Genomic DNA, 21,998 nt, shown 5'->3' with positions numbered 1-21,998 from the left:
ATTTGGCGACCTATCTCGGCGCGAACGAGGACCCGGCGGAGCTGGCCGGGCATGGGTGTATCCCGGCGTCGTTGGCGCGGGAGATCGCGGGTGGGCCGGATACGGTGTTGCGGCGGATCATCACCGATCCGCTCTCAGGGCAGGTGCTGGATTTGGGCCGGGACCGCTATCGGCCCACGGCGGGGGTGGGCGAGTTCGTGCGGGTGCGGGATCGTGAGTGCCGAAGACCCGGCTGCCACCGTCCCGCGCAGGCCTGCGACCTTGACCATGTGGTGCCGTGGCAATTCGGCGGCCACACCAACGCCGACGAGTTGATCGACCTGTGTCGGCGGGACCATAGGCTCAAAGACGAACCCGGCTGGGTCTACTCGCTCGCCCCAGACGGCACTCTCACAGTCACCACACCGACGGGACAGAGCTACGACAGCTCACCACCACCCCTGCACGAACCCCGGGTGGCCACCGAACCACCACCGTTCTGAACCATCGCCGGAAAACGGCAACGGCTGTCTCCCGCACCGCCGCCGCGCCCTTCGACCTGAGGAACCACCGCCCCTTGGCCGGACGTGCCCTCACCCGAGTCCAACCACGATGGCCCACAACCGCCTCCGCGCCCTTCCTCGATCCGGCGACCTTCCTGGCCGTCGCCAGAAAACGACAACGACTCTCTCCCCCACCACCGCCCCCACCCCGACGGCAGCCACTGCCCGACCCCGGAACCGCCATCACCCCCAGCCGTCGCCGAAAACCGGCCACCATCCCCAACCGGCCAAGCAACGAGAACCCACCCGATGAAACCGGCGTGAACACCGGATGACACCTCGCGAACCCGGCTACCAAGCCGAACCCCCAGTTGTCCACTTCATGACGTCATCCGGCCCCTCGGCGAGGTGTTCCAGGCCACTTTTTGGCGGGTTCCTACAAGACCCGGCCCTCGGCATGCGCCACCGACGACATTCTCGTACCGACCGGTAAGAGGCAGGCTGTTAGACAGGTCCAGGAGACTGTCCCGCGCGGGATCCGGCGGGACGGGTCAGCTGTTGTGTCATGTATTTGGGAGGCTCAGTCGGTGTTCAGTCGTGTCGCCATCGTCAACCGCGGAGAAGCCGCGATGCGGCTCATCCACGCCGTCCGCGAGCTTTCGGCGGAGACCGGACGGCGGATCGAGACCGTCGCGCTCTACACGGACGCGGACCGGTCGGCGACGTTCGTGCGGGAAGCCGACATCAGCCACAACCTGGGTCCGGCGTCGGCGCGTCCGTATCTGGACTTCGCCGTGCTGGAGCGGGCGCTGACCGAAACCGGGGCCGACGCGGCCTGGGTCGGCTGGGGGTTCGTGGCGGAGGATCCGGCCTTCGCCGAGTTGTGTGAGCGGCTGGGTGTCACCTTCATCGGGCCGAGCGCGGACGCGATGCGCAAGCTCGGCGACAAGATCGGCGCGAAGCTGATCGCCGAAGAGGTCGGTGTGCCGGTGGCGCCGTGGAGCCGCGGTGCCGTCGCGGATCTCGACGCCGCCATCAAGGCGGCCGACGAGATCGGCTACCCATTGATGCTCAAGGCGACCGCGGGCGGCGGCGGCCGCGGTATCCGCGTGATCACCTCCGCGGACGAGCTCGAGGACGCCTACGAGCGGACCAGCTTGGAGGCCGAGCGCGCCTTCGGCAGCGGCGTCGTGTTCCTGGAGCGCCTGGTCACGGGCGCCCGGCACGTCGAGGTCCAGGTCATCGCCGACGGCCAGGGCACCGCGTGGGCGCTCGGCGTCCGCGACTGTTCGGTGCAGCGCCGCAACCAGAAGATCATCGAGGAGTCCGCCTCCCCCGTACTCAGCCTCGAGCAGGCCGACGAGCTCAAGCGGTCCGCCGAGCGGCTCGCGCTCGCGGTCGGCTACAGCGGCGCAGGGACGGTCGAGTTCCTCTACCACCCCGGCGACAAGCTGTTCGCCTTCCTCGAGGTGAACACCCGCCTTCAGGTCGAGCACCCGATCACCGAGCTGACCACCGGCATGGACCTGGTCAAGGCCCAGCTGCACGTCGCGGCCGGCGGCAAGCTCGAAGGTCCTCAGCCCGCCGAGTCCGGTCACGCCGTCGAGGCGCGGCTCAACGCCGAGGACCCGGATCGCGACTTCGCGCCGTCGCCCGGCCGCATCGCGCGGCTCGACCTGCCCGCCGGTCCCGGTATCCGGGTCGACACCGGGGTCAGCGAAGGCGACACGATCCCGGCCGACTTCGACTCGATGATCGCCAAGATCATCGCCTACGGCCGCGACCGTGACGAGGCGCTCGGCCGGCTACGCCGCGCGATGGCGCAGACCACGGTCATCATCGAGGGCGGCGCGACCAACAAGAGTTTCGTGCTCGACCTGCTCGACCAGCCCGAGGTGATCGACGGTTCCGCCGACACCGGCTGGATCGACCGGGTTCGCGGCGAAGGCAAGCTGGTCACGCATCGCCATTCCGCGATCGCGCTCGCGGCCGCCGCGATCGAGGCCTACGAAGACGAGGAAGCCGTTGAGCGCCAACGACTTCTCTCCACCGCACACGGTGGCCGCCCGCAGGTTCAGCACGAGAGCGGCCGTCCGCTCGACCTCAAACTGCGTGGCGCCGCGTACCGCGTGAGCGTGGCCAGGATCGGCCACCGCCGGTTCCGCGTCGGCATCTTGGCGGGCGGCGGCCACGTTCACCCCGCCGACGTCGAGGTCGACCGGTTCGACGAGCACACCGGCCAGATCACCGTCAACGGCACCCGGTTCCGCCTGGTCACCGGCACGCACGGACCGATCCACCTGGTCGAGATCGACGGCGTCACGCACCGCGTCAGCCGCGACGAGGGCGGCGTCGTCCGCTCCCCCGCGCCCGCGCTCGTCGTCGCGACGCCGCTGGAGGTCGGCGCGGAGGTCGAGGCAGGCGCGCCCGTACTGGTGCTGGAAAGCATGAAGATGGAGACGGTGCTGCGCGCGCCGTTCCGCGCGAAGCTGCGTGAGTGCGTCGTCTCGGTCGGCAGTCAGGTCGAGACCGGCGCTCCGCTGCTACGGCTCGAGCCGCTGGCGGAAGAAGGCGAAGAAGTCGCCGAGGACACCGGCAGCGTCGAGATCGAGCTGCCCGTGGAGCCGGACGGCACGTCGGCGGCGCAGCGGATCACGCGGGGACAGCAGGATCTGCGCAGCCTCCTGCTCGGCTTCGACGTCGACCCGCACGACGAGCGCCGCACGCTCAGCGCGTACCTGGCCGCCCGTGCCGAACTGGAGGACAACGGCGACCGCCCGCTGGAGGGCGAGGTCGAACTGCTGACCGTGTTCGCCGACCTGTCCGAGCTGATGCGCAACAAGCCGGCGCGCGAGGAGGTCAAGACGGACACCCGGGTGCACAGCTCCCGCGAGTTCTTCCACACCTACCTGCAGAGCCTCGACGTCGAACGCGCCGGACTGTCGGAGTCGTTCCAGAACAAGCTCAAGAAGGTGCTGGCGCACTACGGCATCGAGGATCTGGAGCGGACGCCGGAACTGGAGGAGGCGGTCTTCCGTATCTTCCTCGCCCAGCAGCGGACCTCGTCCGACGTCGCGATCGTCACCGCGCTGCTGCGGCAGTGGCTCACGGAGCCGCAGCCGTTCGAGTCGATGCGCGAGCCGGCGGGCAAGGCGCTGGAGGCGCTCATCGCCGCCACCCAGCTCCGTTTCCCGGTGGTCGGCGACCTGGCGCGCAGTGTGGTGTTCCGCTGGTTCGCCCAGCCGCTGCTCCGCCGCACCCGCGCCGAGGTGTACAGCGAGGTCCGCAAACACCTGAGCCACCTCGACCGGCATCCGGATTCGCCGGACCGCGCCGAGCGGATCGCGAGCATGCTGGCCAGCGCGCAGCCGCTGGTGCGCCTGCTCGGGCAGCGGATCGGCCGCCCCGGCACCGATCACACCCCGCTGCTGGAGGTGCTGAGCCGCCGCTACTACGGCAACCGCGCGCTCACCGGTGTCCAGCAGGTCACCGTCGGCGGCTGCACCTTCGTCACCGGTGACTACACCGACGAGAACGAGCGGTTCCACATGGCGACCACCGCCGTCGACCGCGCCGGGCTGCCAGGGGCGATCGAGGCGGTCGCCGATCTCGCCGCGAAGCTGCCCGCCGACACCGATGTCGAGGCGGACCTCTACCTGACGTGGGACGACGAGTCGGCCGACGACGACGCGATGGCGGCCGGGCTGCGCGAGGTCCTCGTGGCCGGGTCGCTGCCCAGCCGCGTCCGGCGGATCACCACCACGGTCGCCGGGCACGGCGGCGCGGTGATGCACCACCACTTCACCTTCCGCCCGTCCTCGACCGGGTTCAGCGAAGAGCGGCTGATCCGCGGCCTGCACCCGCTGATCGCGCAGCGGATGCAGTTGCAGCGGCTGGCGAACTTCGACCTCACGCGGTTGCCGTCCGGCGACGAGGACGTCTACCTGTTCAAGTGCGTCTCGCCGATGAACCCGTCCGATCAGCGGCTGGTCGCGCTCGCCCAGGTCCGTGACCTGACCCCGTTGCGGGACAGCGACGGCAAGCTGCTGGCCCTGCCCGCGGTCGAGGGCACGCTGGCGGGCTGCCTCGACGCGATCCGCGGGGTGCAGGCGAAACTTCCGCCGAGGAAGCGTTTCGACACCAACCGGATCATGCTGTACGTGTGGCCGACCAGTGAGCTCACCGGCGAAGAGCTGGACACGGTCGCCCAGCGGGTGCAGCCGTCGACGGCGGGGGCGGGTCTCGAAGAGGTCCAGTTCCTCGGCAGGCAGCGTGACCGCGCGACCGGTGAGGTCAACGAGGTCGCCGTGCGGATCGGCTACGACGTCAGCGGCGGCGTGCAGATGTCGGTGTCCGAACCCGTCACCGAGCCGATCCTCCCGCTCGACGACTACCGCCAGAACGTCCTGCGCGCCCGCCGCCGCGACACGGTGTACCCGTACGAGCTGACCGAGATGCTCGGCTCGTTCACCGAGTACGACATGGACGACACGAACACCCTCGTCCCGGTCGACCGGAAGAAGGGGCGCAACAAGGCGGCGATCGTCGCCGGTGTGGTCACCACGCCGACCGAGCGCTACCCCGAGGGCGTCCAGCGTGTGGTGCTGCTGGGCGATCCGACGAAGGCGCTCGGCGCGCTGTCGGAGCCGGAGTGCTCGCGGGTGATCGCGGCGCTGGATCTCGCCGAGCGGCTCGGGATCCCGCTGGAGTGGTACGCGCTCTCGGCGGGCGCCCGGATCTCGATGGAGTCCGGCACCGAGAACATGGACTGGGTCGCGGCCGCGCTCAAGCGGATCGTGCACTTCACCCAGGACGGCGGCGAGATCAACATCGTGGTCGCCGGGATCAACGTCGGCGCCCAGCCGTACTGGAACGCCGAAGCGACGATGCTCATGCACACCAAGGGAATCCTGGTGATGACGCCGGATTCCGCGATGGTGCTGACCGGCAAGCAGTCGCTCGATTTCTCCGGCGGTGTCTCGGCGGAGGACAACTTCGGCATCGGCGGCTACGACCGTGTCATGGGCCCGAACGGCCAGGCTCAGTACTGGGCGCCGAACCTCGCCGCGGCGCGGGACGTGCTGATGTCGCACTACGACCACACCTATGTGGCGCCGGGCGAATCCGGACCCCGCAAGGCGGTCACGAACGACCCGATCGACCGGGACGTCTCGTCGTTCCCGCACGCGGCCGTCGACAGCGACTTCACCACGGTCGGCCAGATCTTCTCGCGGGAGGCCAACCCGGACCGCAAGAAGCCGTTCGACATCCGCACCGTGATGCGCGCGCTGTCGGATCAGGACCACCCGGTGCTGGAGCGCTGGCCGGGCATGGCGGACGCGGAGACCGCGGCCGTGCAGGACGTGCACCTCGGCGGGCGGCCGGTGTGCCTGCTCGGGATCGAGTCGCGTTCGGTGCCGCGCCGCGGCTTCCCGCCCACCGACGGACCGGACACCTACACCGCGGGCACCCTGTTCCCGCGGTCGTCGAAGAAGGCGGCGCGGGCGATCAACGCGGCCAGCGGCAACCGGCCGCTCGTGGTGCTCGCGAACCTGTCCGGTTTCGACGGTTCGCCGGAGTCGATGCGGAAGCTGCAACTGGAGTACGGGGCGGAGATCGGCCGGGCGATCGTCAACTTCGAAGGCCCGATCGTGTTCACCGTGATCTCGCGGTACCACGGCGGCGCGTTCGTGGTCTTCTCGAAGGCGCTGAACCCGAACATGACGGTGCTGGCGCTGGAAGGCTCGTTCGCCTCCGTGCTCGGTGGCGCGCCCGCCGCGGCGGTCGTGTTCGCCGGTGAGGTCAACGCGCGGACGGCGGCCGACCCGCGGGTGCGGTCGCTCACCGAGAAGCTCAGCGGGGCGACCGGTGCCGAACGCGCCGCGCTGGCCGCGGAACTGGCCGAACTCCAGTCGTCGGTGCGGTCCGAGAAGCTGGGCGCGGTCGCGGCCGAGTTCGACGGCGTGCACAGCATCGAGCGCGCGGTGAAGGTCGGCTCGGTGGACGCGATCATCAGCGCGGCCGAGATGCGGCCGCGCATCATCGAGGCGATCGAACAGGGCCTGGCGAAGAAGTAGTACTCGCCCCCACACGCTATGAACGGACCGTTCCTTGCAAATTTTGCAAGGAACGGTCCGTTCATAGCGTTTCCGGAGGGCTAGTCAGCGGGAGGCAGGTCCCCGAAGTCCTCGGGCGCGATCTTGTCCAGCGCCGCACGGAACTCCTCGACCTCCCGTTCCTGCGCGACCGGGTCCGGCGGCACCGACGGCAGTTCCGCGTCGGGTCCGGAGCCCATGATCTCGACCCGTACGGAAGCGACCTCGAGCACCGCGTCCGCCACCTCGATCCCGACTCCGGCCCGCAGGCCGATCGCGACCGCGTCACTCGGCCGGGCCGAGACGCGGATCCCGGAATCGAGCACCAGGTCGGCGAAGAAGATGCCGTCCCGCAGCGCGGTGACCTGGACACCGGTGACCCGGTGCCCGAACGATTCGACCACCTGGCCGATCAGCTCGATCGTGCCGGGCCTGGGCAGCCGGATCTTCTCCTGCGCGAGCGCCACCGCGCTCGCCTCGGGGCCGCCGATCGTGATCGCCAGCCAGCGTCGTTCGCCCTCCCGCTCCCGCAGCAACATCACCGGTGCCGCTTCCGGAGCCAGGACTGCCATCCCTTCGACGTCCATGGGGATCATGCGCGGTACCTCATTCCCTCGGTCAGGCGGTGTCGTCCTTCAGCGCCTTGTCCGCCGCCAGTTCCGACGGCGTGGGCTGATCGCGGCGCTGGAACGGGGTGGTGTGCCCCTCGGCGCGCAGCCGGGGGATCATGTGGGGGTAGTGGAGTTCGAACGCGGGCCGTTCGGACCGGATCCGCGGCAGGTCGTGGAAGTTGTGCCGGGGCGGCGGACAGGTCGTCGCCCATTCCAGGGAGTTCCCGTGTCCCCACGGGTCGTCGACTTCGACGACCTCCCCGAACCGGTAGCTGCGCACGACGTTCCAGACGAACGGCAGCACCGACGCGCCGAGCAGGAACGCGCCGATCGTGGAAATGGTGTGCAGCAAGGTGAAACCGTCGCTGCTCAGGTAGTCGGCGTAGCGGCGCGGCATGCCTTGGTTGCCGAGCCAGTGCTGGACGAGGAACGTCGTGTGGAAGCCGATGAAGGTGGTCCAGAAATGGAGTTTCGCGAGCCGCTCGTCGAGCATCCGCCCGGTCATCTTGGGGAACCAGAAGTAGATGCCGGCGAAGGTGGCGAACACGATGGTGCCGAACAGGACGTAGTGGAAATGCGCCACCACGAAATAGGTGTCGTGGATGTGGAAGTCCAGCGGTGGCGCGGCGAGGATGATCCCGGTCAGCCCGCCGAGCAGGAACGTCACCATGAACCCGATCGACCACAGCATCGGTGACTCGAAGGTCAGCTGCCCCTTCCACATGGTGCCGATCCAGTTGAAGAACTTGATCCCGGTCGGCACCGCGATGAGGAAGGTCATGATGGAGAAGAACGGCAGCAGCACCGCACCGGTGGCGAACATGTGGTGCGCCCACACGGCGAAGGACAGCGCGGTGATCGCGATCGTCGCGAACACCATGAGTTTGTAGCCGAACAGCGGTTTCCGGCTGAACACCGGGACGATCTCGGTGATGATGCCGAAATACGGCAACGCGACGATGTACACCTCGGGATGACCGAAGAACCAGAACAGGTGCTGGAACAGGATCGCTCCGCCGTTGGCCGGATCGAAGACGTGCGCGCCGAGCCTTCTGTCCGCCATCAGGCCGAACAGCGCCGCGGTGAGGATAGGGAAGACCGCCAGGATCAGGATCGTGGTGAACAGGATGTTCCAGGTGAACAGCGGCAACCGCCACATGGTCATTCCGGGCGCACGCAGGCAGAGGATCGTGGTGACCATGTTGACCGCGCCGAGGATCGTCCCGAGCCCGGAGACGATCAGGCCCATGATCACCAGATCGGCGCCGACACCCGGGGTGTGCGCGGCGTTGGACAGCGGCGTGTACATCGTCCAGCCGAAGTCGGGCGCGCCGGCCGGGGTGAGGAACGAGCTGAGCACCATCAGCCCGCCGAAGAGGTAGAGCCAGTAGGAGAACGCGTTCAGCCTCGGGAAGGCGACGTCCGGGGACCCGATCTGCAGCGGCAGGATGTAGTTGGCGAAGGCGAAGAGGTTCGGTGTCGCGTACAGCAGCAGCATGATGAGGCCGTGCATGGTGAACAGCTGGTTGTACTGCTCCTGCGACAGGAACTGCATCCCCGGCCTGCCCAGTTCACCGCGCATCAGCAGCGCCATGAAACCGCCGGCGACGAAGAACCCGAACGAGGTGCTGAGGTAGAGCAGGCCGATCGTCTTGTGATCGGTGGTGCGGACGACGTTGAGGAACACACTGCCCTTGGGCGCCCGGCTTCGCCCGCCGAAGCGGACGGCGTCTGGTCGGGGCGCTGCCTTCACCTCGGTCATGACGACTCCCAGCACGAGGACACACCTTCGAAAAGCTGGTACCCCTCCAGGAGAGTCCCTACACGCGGGGTTTTCAAGAGCTAGAGGAGTAAAGCCTCCGATACACCATCCGGCCGGTTACCCGGAGTCCGGCACTCCGCTTTCATGAAAGGACTCACCGGGATTTCGCGCTCCGGACCGCGATGCTCAGCAACGCCGCGGCCGGACCGGCGAGCCGTCGCCCGGCGGGCCACACCGCGCGCAGTTCCCGGCCGAAGTCGACGCCGTCCACCGCGACCGGGACGAGCCTGCCTTCGGCGACATCCCGGACGATGGCGAGTTCACTGATCACCGCCGGACCGGCGCCCGCGATCACGGCGTTGCCGACAGCGGAGGCGGAACCCAGTTCCAGCAACGGTTTCGCCGGACCGGCACCGGCCTTGCGCAACGCGGCGTCCACGGTCTCCCTTGTCCCGGAACCCGGTTCGCGGACCACGAGCGGCGTGATCGCCAGTTCGGCCGCGGTCACGGGCCGGCGCTTGCGCGCCCACGGATGACTTCCCGGCACGACGAGGACCAGGTGATCGGTGGCCACCCGCCGGGACGACAACCCCGGCAACGCGCCGGGCGACTCGACGAACCCGAGATCGACCTTGCCCTCCCGTGCCAGTTCGGCGGCCTGATCGGAGTTGGTGACTTCCAGCCCGAGGTACAGCCCGGGGTCGAGGCGTTTGAGCTCGCCGATCCAGCCCGGCACCAGATACTCGGCCAGCGTCATGCTCGCGGCGACCCGCAGATGTGCCTCGTGCTGGGTGCGCAGCGCTTCGGCGCCGTCGAGCAGGCCATCGAGTTCGGACAGCACGCGATGCGCCCAGCCCGCGATGACCCGGCCGTCGGGGGTGAGCGCGGAACCGCGCCGCGTACGGTCGACCAGCACCAGTCCCAGCCGTCGCTCTACTGTGGACAATCGCTTGCTCGCCGACGGCTGCGCGATCCCGAGGCTGGCGGCGGCCTGCCCGATACTGCCGAGCTCGTCCACGAGCACCAGCAGGCGCAGGGAGTCCAGGTCGGGTGTGGTCATAGCCCAAGTGTATGACCTACCCCTCGCATTCCCGGCTACCGAGGTCACCCCGTACGGACGACGCTCGAACCATGAGCACCACGCACGCGAGACCGACGAAGCCTTTCCTGACCGCGGTGGCCGTCACCGGCGCCGGAGTGGGCGTCGCGTACCTGGTCGGCACCGCGTTCCCGGTCGTCAGCGCGCTCACCATCGCCGTCGTGCTCGGCATCCTCACCGGCTCGTTGCCGTCGTTGTCGGACGAGACCCGGAAGGCGATCTCCGGAACCACCAAGAAGCTGCTTCGCGCCGGTGTCGTGCTCCTGGGCCTTCAGCTCTCGCTCCCCTCGGTCCTGGCGCTGGGCCCCGGGACGCTGCTCGCCGTGGTGCTCACGGTCGGCATCACCTTCCTCGGCACGATCGGCCTCGGCAGGCTCCTCGGCGTGCCGCGTGGCCTGGCGATGCTGGTCGCGACCGGATTCTCCATCTGCGGCGCGTCGGCCATCGCCGCGATGGAAGGCGTGGTCGAACGCGAGGACTCCGACGTCGCGACCGCCGTCGCCCTGGTCACCTTCTACGGCGGGCTCGCCATCGCGGCCGTCCCGCTGATCGGCGGCTGGCTGCGGCTCGACGCGGTCCGGATCGGCGAATGGGCCGGGCTCAGCGTGCACGAGGTCGCGCAGGTCGTCGCCGCGGCCACTCCCGCGGGCAGTGCCGCCATCGCGGTCGCCATCGTGATCAAGCTCAGCCGGGTGGTCCTGCTGGCCCCGATGGTCGCCGCGGTCGGGATGCACGAACGGCACCGCCCCGTCGACGGGAAACGGCCGCCGCTGGTCCCGCTGTTCGTCCTCGGTTTCCTGGCGATGGCCGCCGTGCGCAGCACCGGCGTCGTGCCGGGTTTCGCGCTCGACGTCGCCAAGATCGCCTGCACCCTGTTGCTGGCCGGGGCGCTGTTCGGGCTGGGCTGCGCGGTCCGGATCGGCAAGCTCGTCCGCACCGGTGGCCGCGCCCTGCTGCTGGGCCTGCTCTCCACCCTGCTGGTCGGGACCACCGCGCTGGTCACGCTGACCGTGCTCGGCTGAGGACGGCGGCCGCGAGCAGCGCGATCACCCCGCCGGCGACCATCACGGCCGGGACGGAGACCGCGTCGACGACCATCCCGCCGAGGAGCGCTCCCGCCGAGAGGGTCGCTTGGAACGACGACGTGAACAGCACCGACGCCGCTTCGGGCGCCTGCGGTGCCGCTCGCGCGAACCAGGTTCCCGAGCAGACCGGGACGGCTCCGTAGGCGAAACCCCAGACCACCAGCAGCGCGAGCGCGCCCGGCTTCGAATCGCCGAGAAACGGCAACGCGAGTGCCGCGACGCCGATCAACCCCGCCGCCGCGAGGAAGGTCAGCCGGAGATCGCGGGCGATCGCGGCGCCCGCGACGAAGTTGCCGGCGATCCCGGCGGTGCCGTAGACGAACAGGAAGACGGTGATCAGCTCCGGGCTCACCTGCGTCACCTGGCGCAGGAGCGGCGTGACGTAGGTGTAGGTCCCGAAATGGGCGAGCACGACCAGGACCGTGACGAGCAGGCCGAGCCGGGTCGCCCGCCCCCGCGTCATCTCACGCAGGACGCCGAGCCGGGTGGCGCCCCGCGACGGCAGCGGGGGCAGCGAGAGGGCCAGCGCGGCGAGAACGCCGATCGTGAACACCGCCATCACCGCGAACGCCGCTCGCCAGCCGAGCAACTCGCCGACGAACGTCCCCGCGGGTACGCCCAGTACGGAACCCAGCGGCACGGCGGAGAAGATCACCGCGGTCGCCCTGCCCGCGTGCCGAGGGCCGACGAGCCGTTCGGCGAGCCCGGAGCCGATCGCCCAGAAGGCGCCGATCACCAGCCCGACCAGGACTCGCGAGACGAGCATCGCCCAGTAGGCCTGCGCGGTCGCCGCGAGGACGTCGGCCAGCGCCAGCACCACCATCAGCGCGCACAGCAGGATCCGGCGGTCGAGCCGCCCGGCCGCGACGGTGACCGCGGGTGCGGCGAGCGCGGCGAGGAATCCGGGCAGGGTCATGGTCAGGCCCGCCGTCCCCGGCGTGATCCGGAAGTCGTCGCCGATCGGGGTCAGGAGGCCGATCGGCAGGATCTCCGTGGTGACGAGGGAGAAGATCCCCAGTGTCACCGCGAGGACGGCGAGCCATCCCTTCAGCGGGGTCCGCGCGGAGGTGTCGAGGGTCGAAGCGGTCATGTGCTTCAGCCCATCACCGCGCGGGCCCCGCGGTCTGGCGGATTCGCGACGGTGATCTAGCCGCGGGACCGTTGCGTGACCACGATGCAGGCGACGACGATCAACGCGGTCACCGGCGCGGCGGCCGGCAGGTGCTCGCCGAGCAACAGGACCGCCCAGACCAGCGTCAGCAGCGGCTGGGCGAGCTGCAACTGACTCGCCCGCGCGACGCCGATCTCGGCCATTCCCCGGTACCAGGCGAAAAACCCGCCGAACTGCGAAATGAGCGCGACGTACAGCAGGCCGGCGATCCCCTCGCCCGTGACGTGCAGCGGTTCGATCGCGAGCCCGACCACGGCGAACGCGCCGGTGACCGGCAGCGCGAGGACCAGCGCCCACGCGATCACGTGCCAGCCCGCCATTTCCCTGGCCAGCCTGCCGCCCTCGGCGTACCCGAACGCGCACAGCACGAGCGCGCCGAACAGGAACAGGTCCGCTGTGGACAGTCCACCGCCGCTCTGCGCGACGGTGAACACCACGACCGCGCTCGCGCCGACCGCGGCGGCGAGCCAGAACCGGCGGGACGGCCGGTGCCCGGTCAGCCTCGACGAGATGACGGCGGTGGCCAGCGGGAGCAGCCCGATCACCACCGCGGAATGCGCCGTGGACGACGTCTTCAACGCGAGCGTGGTCAGGATCGGGAACGCGAGGACACAGCCGAGGGCGACCACGGCAAGGCCACGCCACTGATCGCGGCTCGGCAGCGGGACCCGGAAGACGCGGAGACAAGTACCGGCGACCAGCGCGGCCAGGACACTGCGCAGCCCGGTGGCGGTCCACGCGTCGAAGCCTTTGAGCGCCCACACGGTGGCGGGGAAAGTGAACGAGAAGGCGAGGACCCCCAGCGCCGCCAACGCGGTCCCGGAGCGGACCGCTACTGCCCGGTCCGCGATAGCGCTATCATCCAGTCTCATGTCCGATGGTAGCAGCGTCACCAGCCTGGCCACACAGCTGCGGTCCGAGCTGGAGCGCTATCCGATCGAAGGAAAGCTGCCCTCCAGCCGGGAGCTGGTCCGGCAGCTGAAAGTGAGCCCGGTGACGGTGTCACGCGCCATCGCCGCACTGGCCGCCGAAGGCCTGGTGATCACCCGTCCCGGCGCCGGCGTCTTCCGTGCCCCGCCACCCCGAGAGGTAGCGGTGACCGGCGACGTGTCGTGGCAGGAGGTGGCGCTGAGCTCCCAATCCGGCGCCCGCGCCATCGACGCGAGCGGTGTGCTCGCCGCGCTGAGCGACCCGCCATCGGGAGTCATCGACCTCAACGGCGGCTACACGCATCCGAGCCTCCAGCCGGAACGCGAACTCGCGGCGGCCTCGGCCCGCGCCGGACGCCGCCCCGGCGCGTGGGCCCGGCCGCCGATCTGTGGCCTGCCCGAACTGCGGGCCTGGTTCGCCCGCGACATCGGCAGCCCGGTGAACGTCGAGAACGTGCTGATCACCTCAGGCGGGCAGAGCGCGCTGACCACGGCGTTGCGCGCGCTCTGCGCCCCCGGCGCGCCGGTGCTGGTGGAATCCCCGACGTATCCGGGGGTACTGGCCATCGCGCGGGCCTCGGGGCTGCGGCCGGTCCCGGTGCCGATCGACCGCGACGGCGTCCGGCCCGAACTGCTCGCCGACGCCTTCCGCGACACCGGCGCGCGGCTGTTCGTCTGCCAGCCCGCGTTCCAGAACCCGACCGGCGCGGTGCTGTCCGCCGAACGCCGTGCCGAGGTCCTGCGGATCGCCCGTGACTCCGGCGCCTTCGTCATCGAGGACGACTTCGCCCGGCTGATGGCGCACCCCGGCAGCCCGGCTCCCCCGCCCCCGCTCGTGGCCGACGACCCCGACGGCGTCGTGGTGCACATCCGGTCGCTCACGAAACCGGCGTCACCGAGCCTGCGGATCAGCGCGCTCGCCGCCCGCGGCCCGGCATTGGAGCGGCTGCGCGGGCTCCACGCCGTCGAGAGTTTCTTCGTACCGCGGCCACTGCAGGAAACCGCGCTCGAACTGGTGAGCTCTCCCGCCTGGTCGCGCCATCTGCGGACCCTCGCCACCGCGCTACGGGAACGCCGCGACGTCGCCGTCTCGGCAGTGCGGGAGTTCCTGCCGTCCTGGACCGCCGTCCCGGTCCCGACCGGGGGCTATCACCTGTGGCAGCCGCTCCCCGCTTTCGCCGACGAAGTGGCGCTGACCAGCGCCGCTTTCCGTGCCGGAGTAGCGGTCACCCCCGGCCGGATGTACTTCGCGGCCGAGGCGCCGGGGCCCTATCTGCGGCTGAGCTACGTCAGCGCCGCGACAGGCGCGCAGCTGCGCGACGGCATCCAGCGCCTTTCCCAGGCATACCAAGAGATCCCCGGTTAACGCCCGGCCGGGCCTGCTCGTACGATCGCGCACGGAGGCGACGAGAAGGCATGACACAGCCGGCGGCGGAGCCGCACGACCCACCCGGCAGGCTCTGGGAACTGCTCGACGACGGCCAGCGCAAGGCGCTGCGTGCCGAGGCCGAACTGCGCCGGTATCCGGCGGGAACGGTGATCATCCGGGAGGGTGACCGGTCGGATTGGGTGCTGATCCTGATGACCGGGCGGGTCAAGATCACGTCGGTGTCCACCGGCGGCTACGACGCCGTACTGGCCGTCCGCGATCCGGGCGACATCATCGGCGAGATGGCGTCGATGGACGGCAGCCTGCGCTCGGCCACCGCGATCGCCGTCGAGCCGGTCACCGGGCTGTGGCTGTCCTCGCGGGCGTTCAACTCCGTGCTCCGCCGGCAGCCGGGCATCTCCGTCGTCCTGCTCCGGATCATCACCTCCCGCCTGCGCTACGCCAACTCGCGCCGCACCGAATTCGGGGACAGCACCGCCGCCGAACGCATCGCCGCGATCCTGGTCGATCTCGCCGAGCGGTACGGCGTGCCCGTCCCCGAAGGCATCCTGATCGCCCTGCGGATCAGCCAGCGCGACCTGGCGGGACTCGCGTCCGCGTCACGGGAAGCCGTCGCGCGGACCCTCCGGACCCTGCGCGCCGACGGACTGCTCAGCACCGGCCGCCAGCGGCTCGTCGTCAGGAGCCTGAACGACCTCAGGCAGCTGGCACCCGACGACCACTGAGCCGCCTTGGCAGGCCGAAGTGCCGTTCGACGCGTCTCCCTCTCATCGGTGCACGGATCTCCGACGAAGCAAGGTCCGATGGCGTTCCACCCGCACGTCGAATCGGGTGAGCACCTCGTACACGGCCGGATCACCGGGATCGAACATGACGCGTCCACGGAGCAAGCCGCTCAACTCGGCCACCAGCGGGGCCGCCAGATCGTCGCGCACTTTGAGGATGGTCAGCGACGCGAGGCTGCGATGTTCCTTGTGCCATCCGGCGACGTCGACCCGCGCCGGCGCCTTCCGGAACCACCGCACGATCCGCGCGAAGGAACCCGCGACGCCCTGACACAGCAGTTCCAACGCCAGGAACGGCAGTAGGAGGAGACCCAGCAGCACGTACACCGGAACGTGCACGAGTATCTCCACGACGGCCAGCGTTCCCAACAGTCCGCGGGCCACCTTGTGCACGAATTCTCCCTCGGGCTCCTCCATGCTGTCGTCCGCAGGGAACTTCCAGTCCGCGGTGAGCTTGTGCTGCCGGTAACCGCCGGTGAGTCCCGCGATCGGCTGGACCCACCGGCGCCACGGCGCGAACCGGCGATCGACCGTCCACTCTCGCCCCTCGAGATCGAACACCTTCATCGGCCCCTCCCCCTTCCGATCTCGCGCCGTGTCCGACAGGAACGAGCTTGGCAGGGAAACCGCCGTCGTTCTGCGTCACCTGACACAGAAGGCGAAACCGGGTTGTACGCGCCTTGTACGACGGCTGTACGAGCCGGAAGGACCCTGATGTCCCGTCACCCGGAATCGAATCCAGGACGGAGCACTCCCGTGAAGATCTCCCGCGTCGCACAGGGCCTGTTCGCGGCTCTCGTCGCCACCGCGGCGGTCGGCGCATCCCCGGCCACCTCTCTCGCCACCCCGGACACCGGCGACCGGATCTCCGCCGCCGCGGTCGGGAACACGTTGGTGTACAAAGAGAAAACAGAAGGTTACGACTGCTTCAGAATCCCCGCCATCGTCAAGGCGAACAACGGCGAACTGCTCGCGTTCGCCGAAGGCCGCAACGGCGGCGCCAGCTTCTGCAACGACAGCGGCGACATCGATCTCGTCGTGAAACGCTCGGCGGACAACGGCAGGACCTGGAGCGCACCGAAGATCGTCATCGAAGGTTTCGGTGACACCAAAGGAAATCCGACGCCGATCGTGATCCCGTCCACCGGGCGGATCGTGCTGCTCTCGGTGATGGAATGCGTCAAGAACCCCGACTGCAACCGGATTCCGCGCGTCTCGATCAGCGACGACCACGGCAAGACCTGGACCGCGCCCAAGGTACTCACCACCCAGCTCGGGTTCGACTCCGCGCCGGGCTGGCTCGCGACCGGCCCGTCACACGGCATCGTGCTGACCCGCGGCGCGCACGCCGGCCGGATCGTCGCCGGGATGAGCTACACCATCGACGGCAAGAACAGCGGCGCGCTCGTCTACAGCGACGACCAAGGTGTCACGTGGAAGCGCGGCGCCACCGACACTCCGGCATTGTCGGCCGCGCTGAACCCGCAGGAAATCAGCGTCACCGAACTGCTCGACGGCCGGGTCTACGCCGCGGCGCGGAACCAGGCCAACAACGGCGACAAATGCCTCAGCGGCGGCGCGAAGAACCGCGCCTACGCCATCAGCTCCGACGGTGGGGCGAGCTTCTCCACCAAGTTCACCTTCGAAGAGGATCTGATCACCCCGGTGGTGCAGGCTTCGACCGCACGGATGACCGCGACCGACAAGGCCGGCAAGTACAACCGGATCCTGTTCGCCGCGCCGTCGGTCTGCGACCGCCGCAAGGAACTCGTCGTCCGGTCTTCCTTCGACGAGGGCGCGAACTGGCAGGGCAACTCCGCCGGAACGCTGGTGTGGAGCGGCGACGCCGCGTACTCCGACATGGTGCAGCTGTCCTCGGGTTCGGTCGGCGTGCTGTACGAAGCGGGCCCGGCGGGCAATGCCAACGAGACCATCCGCTTCTCGACGGTCACCGAGACCACGCTCGGAGCCCCGGTGTGCGGCGGCGGATACAGCGTGATCGACTCGGAACCGCTCGGGACGGCGGGCACGGTTTACCTGTCCTACAACGCTTCCAACGGACAGAACTGTGTCAGCACGATGAAAAGCGCATCCGCCGGAACCGCGACCGCGACGTCGGCCTACCTCGAGGTCGCCGGGTCTTCCCGGATCACCGACTCCGGATCGTTCGCGTGGTTCGCCGGCCCGGTGCGGGCGTCCGCCGCGGGCAAATGCGTGAAGTGGGGCGGTTCCGCGGGCGGGACGACGTACAACAGCCCGTCGGAACACTGCGGCTGAGCAACCTGGGCCACCCCATGCGGTACCGGCACTGCTTCAAGTACATGATGGCCCCCTTCCTTGCGCCTAGCTCAAGGAAGGGGGCCATCATGTACTTCAGTGCGAAGTTCCCGCGGCTGAACCCCCGTCGTTCTGCAGCGGGTAGGGCGGCGCGTGGGTCACCTCGCACAGGCAAGCCAGCTGGCAGTGAGGGCCTCCTTGCCTACCCTGAAGGTAGTGAAGGAGGCCCTCACTATCCGCCGACGCGATCCTGGTGACGCTGCGACCACCGTGACGTCGGCGTCCGGCGCAGTGCGCCAGCACCTGCCGGTGGTGCGTCGCACCACTCAAAAAGTCACTTGGGCGGGCGCAGCCGCGGGGAAAGCTTGGTGAGCGCCAACGCTTCCAACCGTTTCGAAATCTCCGCGAGCCCGGCGTCGAACTTGTCCAGATCGACGCCCTTGTCGGCCAGGTCGTCGCGGACGTGCTTCTCCACCTTCGCCCAGTCGTTGCGGTACCGGGTGGCGAGTTCCTTCCACGGCACGCCTGCCAGCCCGGCGGTGAGGCCGCTGTCGTAGGCGAGCAGGCCGCGTTCCATCAAGTACGCGATGCCCGGGTAGCCGAGGTAGCCCTGCCAGTAGGACCCGTTGTCGTTGGCCGTGATCGACCCCGCGGCCGGATCGTGGCGGACGTCGTACGTCTTGGCCTTGTCCGACGAGGCGACGCGCGCCGTGTCACCGTCGATCTCGACCCGGCCGTCGGCCACCGCGCCGAGTGCCTCGTAGATCTTGATGACCGGGGACGGCTTCCACTCCGCGGCCACTCAGCCCTCGAGCCGCTCGAGCAGGACGACGTCCACCGTGTCACCTTCTTCTTTGCCGATCGCTTTGCGCACATCGGCCTTCACCGGGAGCTTGTGGGTGCCGTCGCCCAGCGCCATGAACGAACTCCGGAACGGATGTCCGTCGATGGTCCCGCGGACCTTCACCAGCCCCTTGGTACCGAAGTACTCGGCGGAGCCGGGCATGACGACGTACGTCCAGCCGCCCTTCTCCGGGCTTTTGAGCAGCTTCGCAGTGAACCGTTTGTCCATGAAGGCATCGTACGACAGGCCACCGGCGAAACCGGTACTTCAAAGGGTGACGCGGATGCGCACGCGGCGGCCGACGTCGCGGGCCCAGGCCCGGATCGACGGCCAGTCGCGGAAGTCGCCCGCCCAGGGGCCCGCGGCCATGATCTTCCAGAACAGGCCGCTCGCGGTGGCCGGGGTGAGCCTGCCGCCGAAGGTGGCCGTGCGCTCGGCGTCGATCCTCGCGGCCAGCAGGGCGACCCCCGCGGGCAAGCTCACCCGTTTGCCCGCGGCGAGCGGCCCGCAGGGACCGCTGTGGAACAACCACACCGGACGGTTCCGGAGCGCCTCTTCGTGTTCGGTGAGCAGCCGCACCGCCTCGGGGCGCCAGCGCCGGTGGTGCAGTGCGCTCCCGACGATCACCGCGCCGTACGGTTCGACGTCGTCGACTTCGGCCGCGTCCAGCAGATCGGCCGTCAGCCCGGCTTCCCGCAGTTCGGCGGCGATCACCTCGGCGATCTCCCTTGTCCCACCGGATCTGCCGGCGTGGGCGACGAGCACTGCGGTCATGCCGCCATTCTCCGCGCGGCCGCTATCCGTGCCACCGTCCGGCCCGTCGACACGCCGCATTCGGCTCACCTCTTCACCCGTCGGAGCGCTACCCGGGAGGCAGGAACGCCGGTCTCGCGGCCGGATCGGGTTCGTCGTAGTAGCGGTGGAACACGGCGGTCTGCCCGCCGGACAGCGGCGGGACGATCCAGCTCCAGTCCGCCTGGCACCGACGGCCCGCATGCTCCTCCTTGGCGATATGCGTGAGGAACCGCCGCGATTCGGTGTGGTGGTCGGCGACGGTCACACCCGCCGCGTCGAAGGAATGCTGGACGGCCAGCGTCAGTTCGACCAGCGCGCGGTCGCGCCACAGGGTGCGTTCCGACTTCGTCGACAGCCCCATCAGGTCCGCGATCACCGGCAACAGGTCGTAGCGGTCGGTGTCGGCCAGGTTGCGCGCGCCGATCTCGGTGGCGAGGTACCAGCCGTTGAACGGCGCCGCGGGGTAGGTGATCCCGCCGATGACCAGCCGCATGTCGCTGATCGCGGGCACCGCGTGCCAGCGCAGTCCGAGCCCGGCGAACCAGCGGTGGTCGGGATGCGACAGCGGGACTTCCAGCACTGCGTCCGACGGCAGCCGGAACAGGCGCCACTCCCCCGGTTCGGACTCGATGAGCAGCGGGAGCACGTCGAAGGAACCCTTGCGTTCAGGCGGGCGCCAGCCGTGCTCCTGGACGGTTTCGGTGAAGTCGGCGTGGCGCGGATCGCCCAGCACCGAGCCGTCGCCGAGCCGATGGCCTGCGTAGCGGATCAGCTGCTCGTTGTGGATCTTCGGGCCGGGTCCCGCCGGACCGTCCGGGGCGAACACGGTGATGGTCGAGCGGATCCGGCCGCCTCGGGTCGCCTCCCGCAGATGGGCGACGCACTCCTCGGCGATGGCGGCGGCGCCGACGACGTCACGGCGGTCCCGCACCTTCAGCCCTTGCCAGTACAGCCTGCCGATGCACCGCGCGGAGTTCCGCCAGGCCACCCTGGCGCCGAACTCGACCTCGGCCGCGGTGTGCCGGTACGTCCCCGTCGCGTGGATCTCGGCGCGGACCCGGTCGAGCCGCTCGCCAAGCCCCGCGGTCCCGCCGTCCGTTTCGGCGTGGAAGAGCCGGAGGAAGTCCTCCGCCTCGGCCGGGTCCACGCTCCGTTCCCGCGACACCACCTCCGGAGGCAAGCGGGGGATATCCGTCACCCGCATGGAGGCCGTCGCCACCTCGGCCTCCCACTCTCCGAATTCGACGCCGGCACCGGCGGCGGGAACGATCACCATTCCTCCTGCACTCGGAAATGCCCGGAGGATCTTGCCCGCACGGCGAGCCGGCCGGGTCCGGACCAGACGAAAGACGATACCCCACCGAAAGAAGGCCACGATCCACCAAATGGCAGATGCTTCGTCCGCGCTGACATTTCCGCAGGCAGAAAGCTTGCCGACGACAATATTTGGAATTGCCTGCGACTTCGCGGAAGATTCACCGAATTGCGCCGGACGAAATGATCACGCTCACCCAAGATCGGATTACGATCGTCATTAATCACTCTTTCGAGCGTATTCATCCGCAGGCTCTTCTGTTCTTTCCCCGGACCGGTGTATTGCCCTGCGTCCGCCGTCGCTAGAGTGCGGGAAGCTCCGACGGAAAGGAAAATCGTGGTCGACAGGCGGATTCCGGTCATCCTGGTCGCGGGCTTCCTCGGCTCCGGCAAGACCACCCTGCTCAACCACCTGCTGGCCAACCGGCAGGGCGCGCGGATCGGTGTCGTGGTCAACGACTTCGGCAGCATCGCGGTCGACGCGATGGCCGTCTCGGGCCAGGTCGACACCATGATGTCGTTCGGCAACGGCTGTCTGTGCTGCGCCGTCGACGCGAGCGGCCTCGACGCCATGCTCGCCAAGCTTTCCGAGGCCGAGGCAGGCATCGACGTCATCGTGATCGAAGCCAGCGGACTCGCCGAACCACGTGACCTCATCCGCTTGATGATCGCCAGCGAGAACCCCGCCATCGCCTACGGCGGACTGGTCGAACTCGTCGACGCGACCGAGTTCGAGGCGACCAGGAAGCGGCATCCGGAACTGGACGAACACCTCGGGTTCGCCGACCTGGTCGTGCTGAACAAGACCGACCGGGCCGACGAGGACGCCCTGGCCAAACTGCGCGGCACGATCGACGAGATCGCACCCGGCACGCCGGTGATCGCGACCTCCCACGGCCGGATCGACCCGACCCTGTTCTTCGACGCCCGGCCGCGCGAACGGGCCGGGCAGCTGTCGTTCGACGACCTGCGCGAGGAAGAGCACGACCACGAGCACCACTTCCACACCGCGTACGACAGCGTCGCCTTCACCGCCGAACGGCCGCTGGACCCGCGGCGGCTGATGGACTTCCTCGAACAGCGTCCCGGCGGGCTCTACCGGATCAAGGGTTTCCTCGACTTCGGCCCGAATGGCGAGCAGTCCCGGTTCGGCCTGCACACGGTCGGCTCGTTCATCCAGCTGGAACGGTCGGCGTGGCCGTCGGGCCTGCCGCGCCGGAGCGAGCTGGTGCTGATCGGCTCAGGCATCGACACCGAGGCCGTCACCGCGCGTCTCCAGGAGTGCGTCGCGGACGATCCCGAGGTCGTCGACGAGCGCGGCATGCTGCGCGTCCTGCGGTTCATTCCGGACTGACACGC

17 protein-coding genes are annotated in these 21,998 nt (G+C 69.3%); 7 read left to right on the top strand and 10 right to left on the bottom strand.

Annotated elements, in window-relative coordinates; translation table 11 throughout:
- Positions 1-482, top strand: a 482-nt coding sequence (locus DMH03_RS22730) for an HNH endonuclease signature motif containing protein (RefSeq protein WP_233611587.1), incomplete at its 5' end; no start/stop codon positions are given.
- A gap of 587 nt (positions 483-1,069) precedes the next feature.
- Positions 1,070-6,559 carry a carboxyl transferase domain-containing protein gene (locus DMH03_RS22725; RefSeq protein ID WP_125793939.1) on the top strand — a complete coding sequence of 1,830 codons (5,490 nt, stop codon included), beginning with the start codon at positions 1,070-1,072 and terminating at the stop codon, positions 6,557-6,559.
- 80 nt (positions 6,560-6,639) lie between these two features.
- On the opposite strand, the gene DMH03_RS22720 is transcribed toward DMH03_RS22725, so the two are convergent.
- The 3 genes from DMH03_RS22720 to DMH03_RS22710 form a co-directional block, all read right to left on the bottom strand.
- A complete protein-coding gene (locus DMH03_RS22720) occupies positions 6,640-7,173 on the bottom strand; it encodes a bifunctional nuclease family protein (RefSeq protein WP_125793938.1) in 534 nt (177 codons plus the stop codon).
- 22 nt (positions 7,174-7,195) lie between these two features.
- Positions 7,196-8,950, bottom strand: a complete 1,755-nt coding sequence (gene ctaD / locus DMH03_RS22715) for a cytochrome c oxidase subunit I (protein WP_125793937.1) — start codon at positions 8,948-8,950, stop codon at positions 7,196-7,198.
- Positions 8,951-9,104: 154 nt separating this feature from the next.
- Positions 9,105-10,010: a LysR family transcriptional regulator gene (locus tag DMH03_RS22710; protein WP_125793936.1), complete on the bottom strand. Its 906-nt coding sequence runs from the start codon at positions 10,008-10,010 to the stop codon at positions 9,105-9,107.
- Between the two features lie 71 nt (positions 10,011-10,081).
- On the opposite strand from DMH03_RS22710, the gene DMH03_RS22705 reads away from it, so the two are divergent.
- On the top strand, positions 10,082-11,071 hold the full coding sequence (locus DMH03_RS22705; protein ID WP_125793935.1) for a YeiH family protein: 990 nt from the start codon (positions 10,082-10,084) through the stop codon (positions 11,069-11,071).
- Here the strand turns inward: DMH03_RS22705 and DMH03_RS22700 are convergent.
- Positions 11,049-12,224 (bottom strand): MFS transporter, encoded by a 1,176-nt coding sequence (locus tag DMH03_RS22700; protein ID WP_125793934.1) that lies wholly within the window; start codon positions 12,222-12,224, stop codon positions 11,049-11,051. The genes DMH03_RS22705 and DMH03_RS22700 overlap by 23 nt on opposite strands.
- Before the next feature lie 56 nt (positions 12,225-12,280).
- Entirely contained in the window at positions 12,281-13,177 is an 897-nt protein-coding gene (locus DMH03_RS22695) for a DMT family transporter (RefSeq protein ID WP_125793933.1), read from the bottom strand.
- Between DMH03_RS22695 and DMH03_RS22690 the strand changes: the two genes are divergently transcribed.
- Both DMH03_RS22690 and DMH03_RS22685 read left to right on the top strand, forming a co-directional pair.
- Positions 13,176-14,600, top strand: coding sequence for a PLP-dependent aminotransferase family protein (locus DMH03_RS22690; RefSeq protein ID WP_125793932.1), 1,425 nt, complete (start codon positions 13,176-13,178; stop codon positions 14,598-14,600). The two genes, DMH03_RS22695 and DMH03_RS22690, sit on opposite strands and share 2 nt — an antisense overlap.
- A gap of 50 nt (positions 14,601-14,650) precedes the next feature.
- A complete protein-coding gene (locus tag DMH03_RS22685; RefSeq protein WP_125793931.1) occupies positions 14,651-15,349 on the top strand; it encodes a Crp/Fnr family transcriptional regulator in 699 nt (232 codons plus the stop codon).
- Between the two features lie 42 nt (positions 15,350-15,391).
- On the opposite strand, the gene DMH03_RS22680 is transcribed toward DMH03_RS22685, so the two are convergent.
- Positions 15,392-15,976 (bottom strand): hypothetical protein, encoded by a 585-nt coding sequence (locus DMH03_RS22680; protein ID WP_125793930.1) that lies wholly within the window; start codon positions 15,974-15,976, stop codon positions 15,392-15,394.
- 189 nt (positions 15,977-16,165) lie between these two features.
- Here DMH03_RS22680 and DMH03_RS22675 point away from each other — a divergent pair, with 189 nt between their 5' ends.
- Positions 16,166-17,686, top strand: a complete 1,521-nt coding sequence (locus DMH03_RS22675) for an exo-alpha-sialidase (protein ID WP_125793929.1) — start codon at positions 16,166-16,168, stop codon at positions 17,684-17,686.
- Between the two features lie 334 nt (positions 17,687-18,020).
- Here DMH03_RS22675 and DMH03_RS22670 read toward each other — a convergent pair whose 3' ends face one another.
- The 4 genes from DMH03_RS22670 to DMH03_RS22655 form a co-directional block, all read right to left on the bottom strand.
- Complete coding sequence (locus tag DMH03_RS22670) at positions 18,021-18,488, bottom strand: hypothetical protein (RefSeq protein WP_125793928.1); 468 nt, start codon at positions 18,486-18,488, stop codon at positions 18,021-18,023.
- A complete protein-coding gene (locus DMH03_RS22665) occupies positions 18,489-18,758 on the bottom strand; it encodes a DUF1905 domain-containing protein (RefSeq protein WP_125783966.1) in 270 nt (89 codons plus the stop codon).
- Between the two features lie 39 nt (positions 18,759-18,797).
- Complete coding sequence (locus DMH03_RS22660) at positions 18,798-19,304, bottom strand: flavodoxin domain-containing protein (RefSeq protein WP_199748973.1); 507 nt, start codon at positions 19,302-19,304, stop codon at positions 18,798-18,800.
- Positions 19,305-19,392: 88 nt separating this feature from the next.
- The gene (locus DMH03_RS22655; RefSeq protein WP_199748972.1) at positions 19,393-20,601 is read right to left on the bottom strand and encodes a nitric oxide synthase oxygenase; all 1,209 of its coding nucleotides are present in this window, start codon (positions 20,599-20,601) and stop codon (positions 19,393-19,395) included.
- A gap of 375 nt (positions 20,602-20,976) precedes the next feature.
- On the opposite strand from DMH03_RS22655, the gene DMH03_RS22650 reads away from it, so the two are divergent.
- Positions 20,977-21,993 carry a GTP-binding protein gene (locus DMH03_RS22650; RefSeq protein ID WP_125793926.1) on the top strand — a complete coding sequence of 339 codons (1,017 nt, stop codon included), beginning with the start codon at positions 20,977-20,979 and terminating at the stop codon, positions 21,991-21,993.
- Positions 21,994-21,998: the final 5 nt, after the last annotated feature.

Origin of the sequence: Amycolatopsis sp. WAC 01376 (genome assembly GCF_003947415.1) — a bacterium.
Taxonomy (GTDB): Bacteria; Actinomycetota; Actinomycetes; order Mycobacteriales; family Pseudonocardiaceae; genus Amycolatopsis.
Note: the sequence above shows the minus strand (reverse complement) of the source record. Positions and strands in the feature narration are given on the sequence as shown.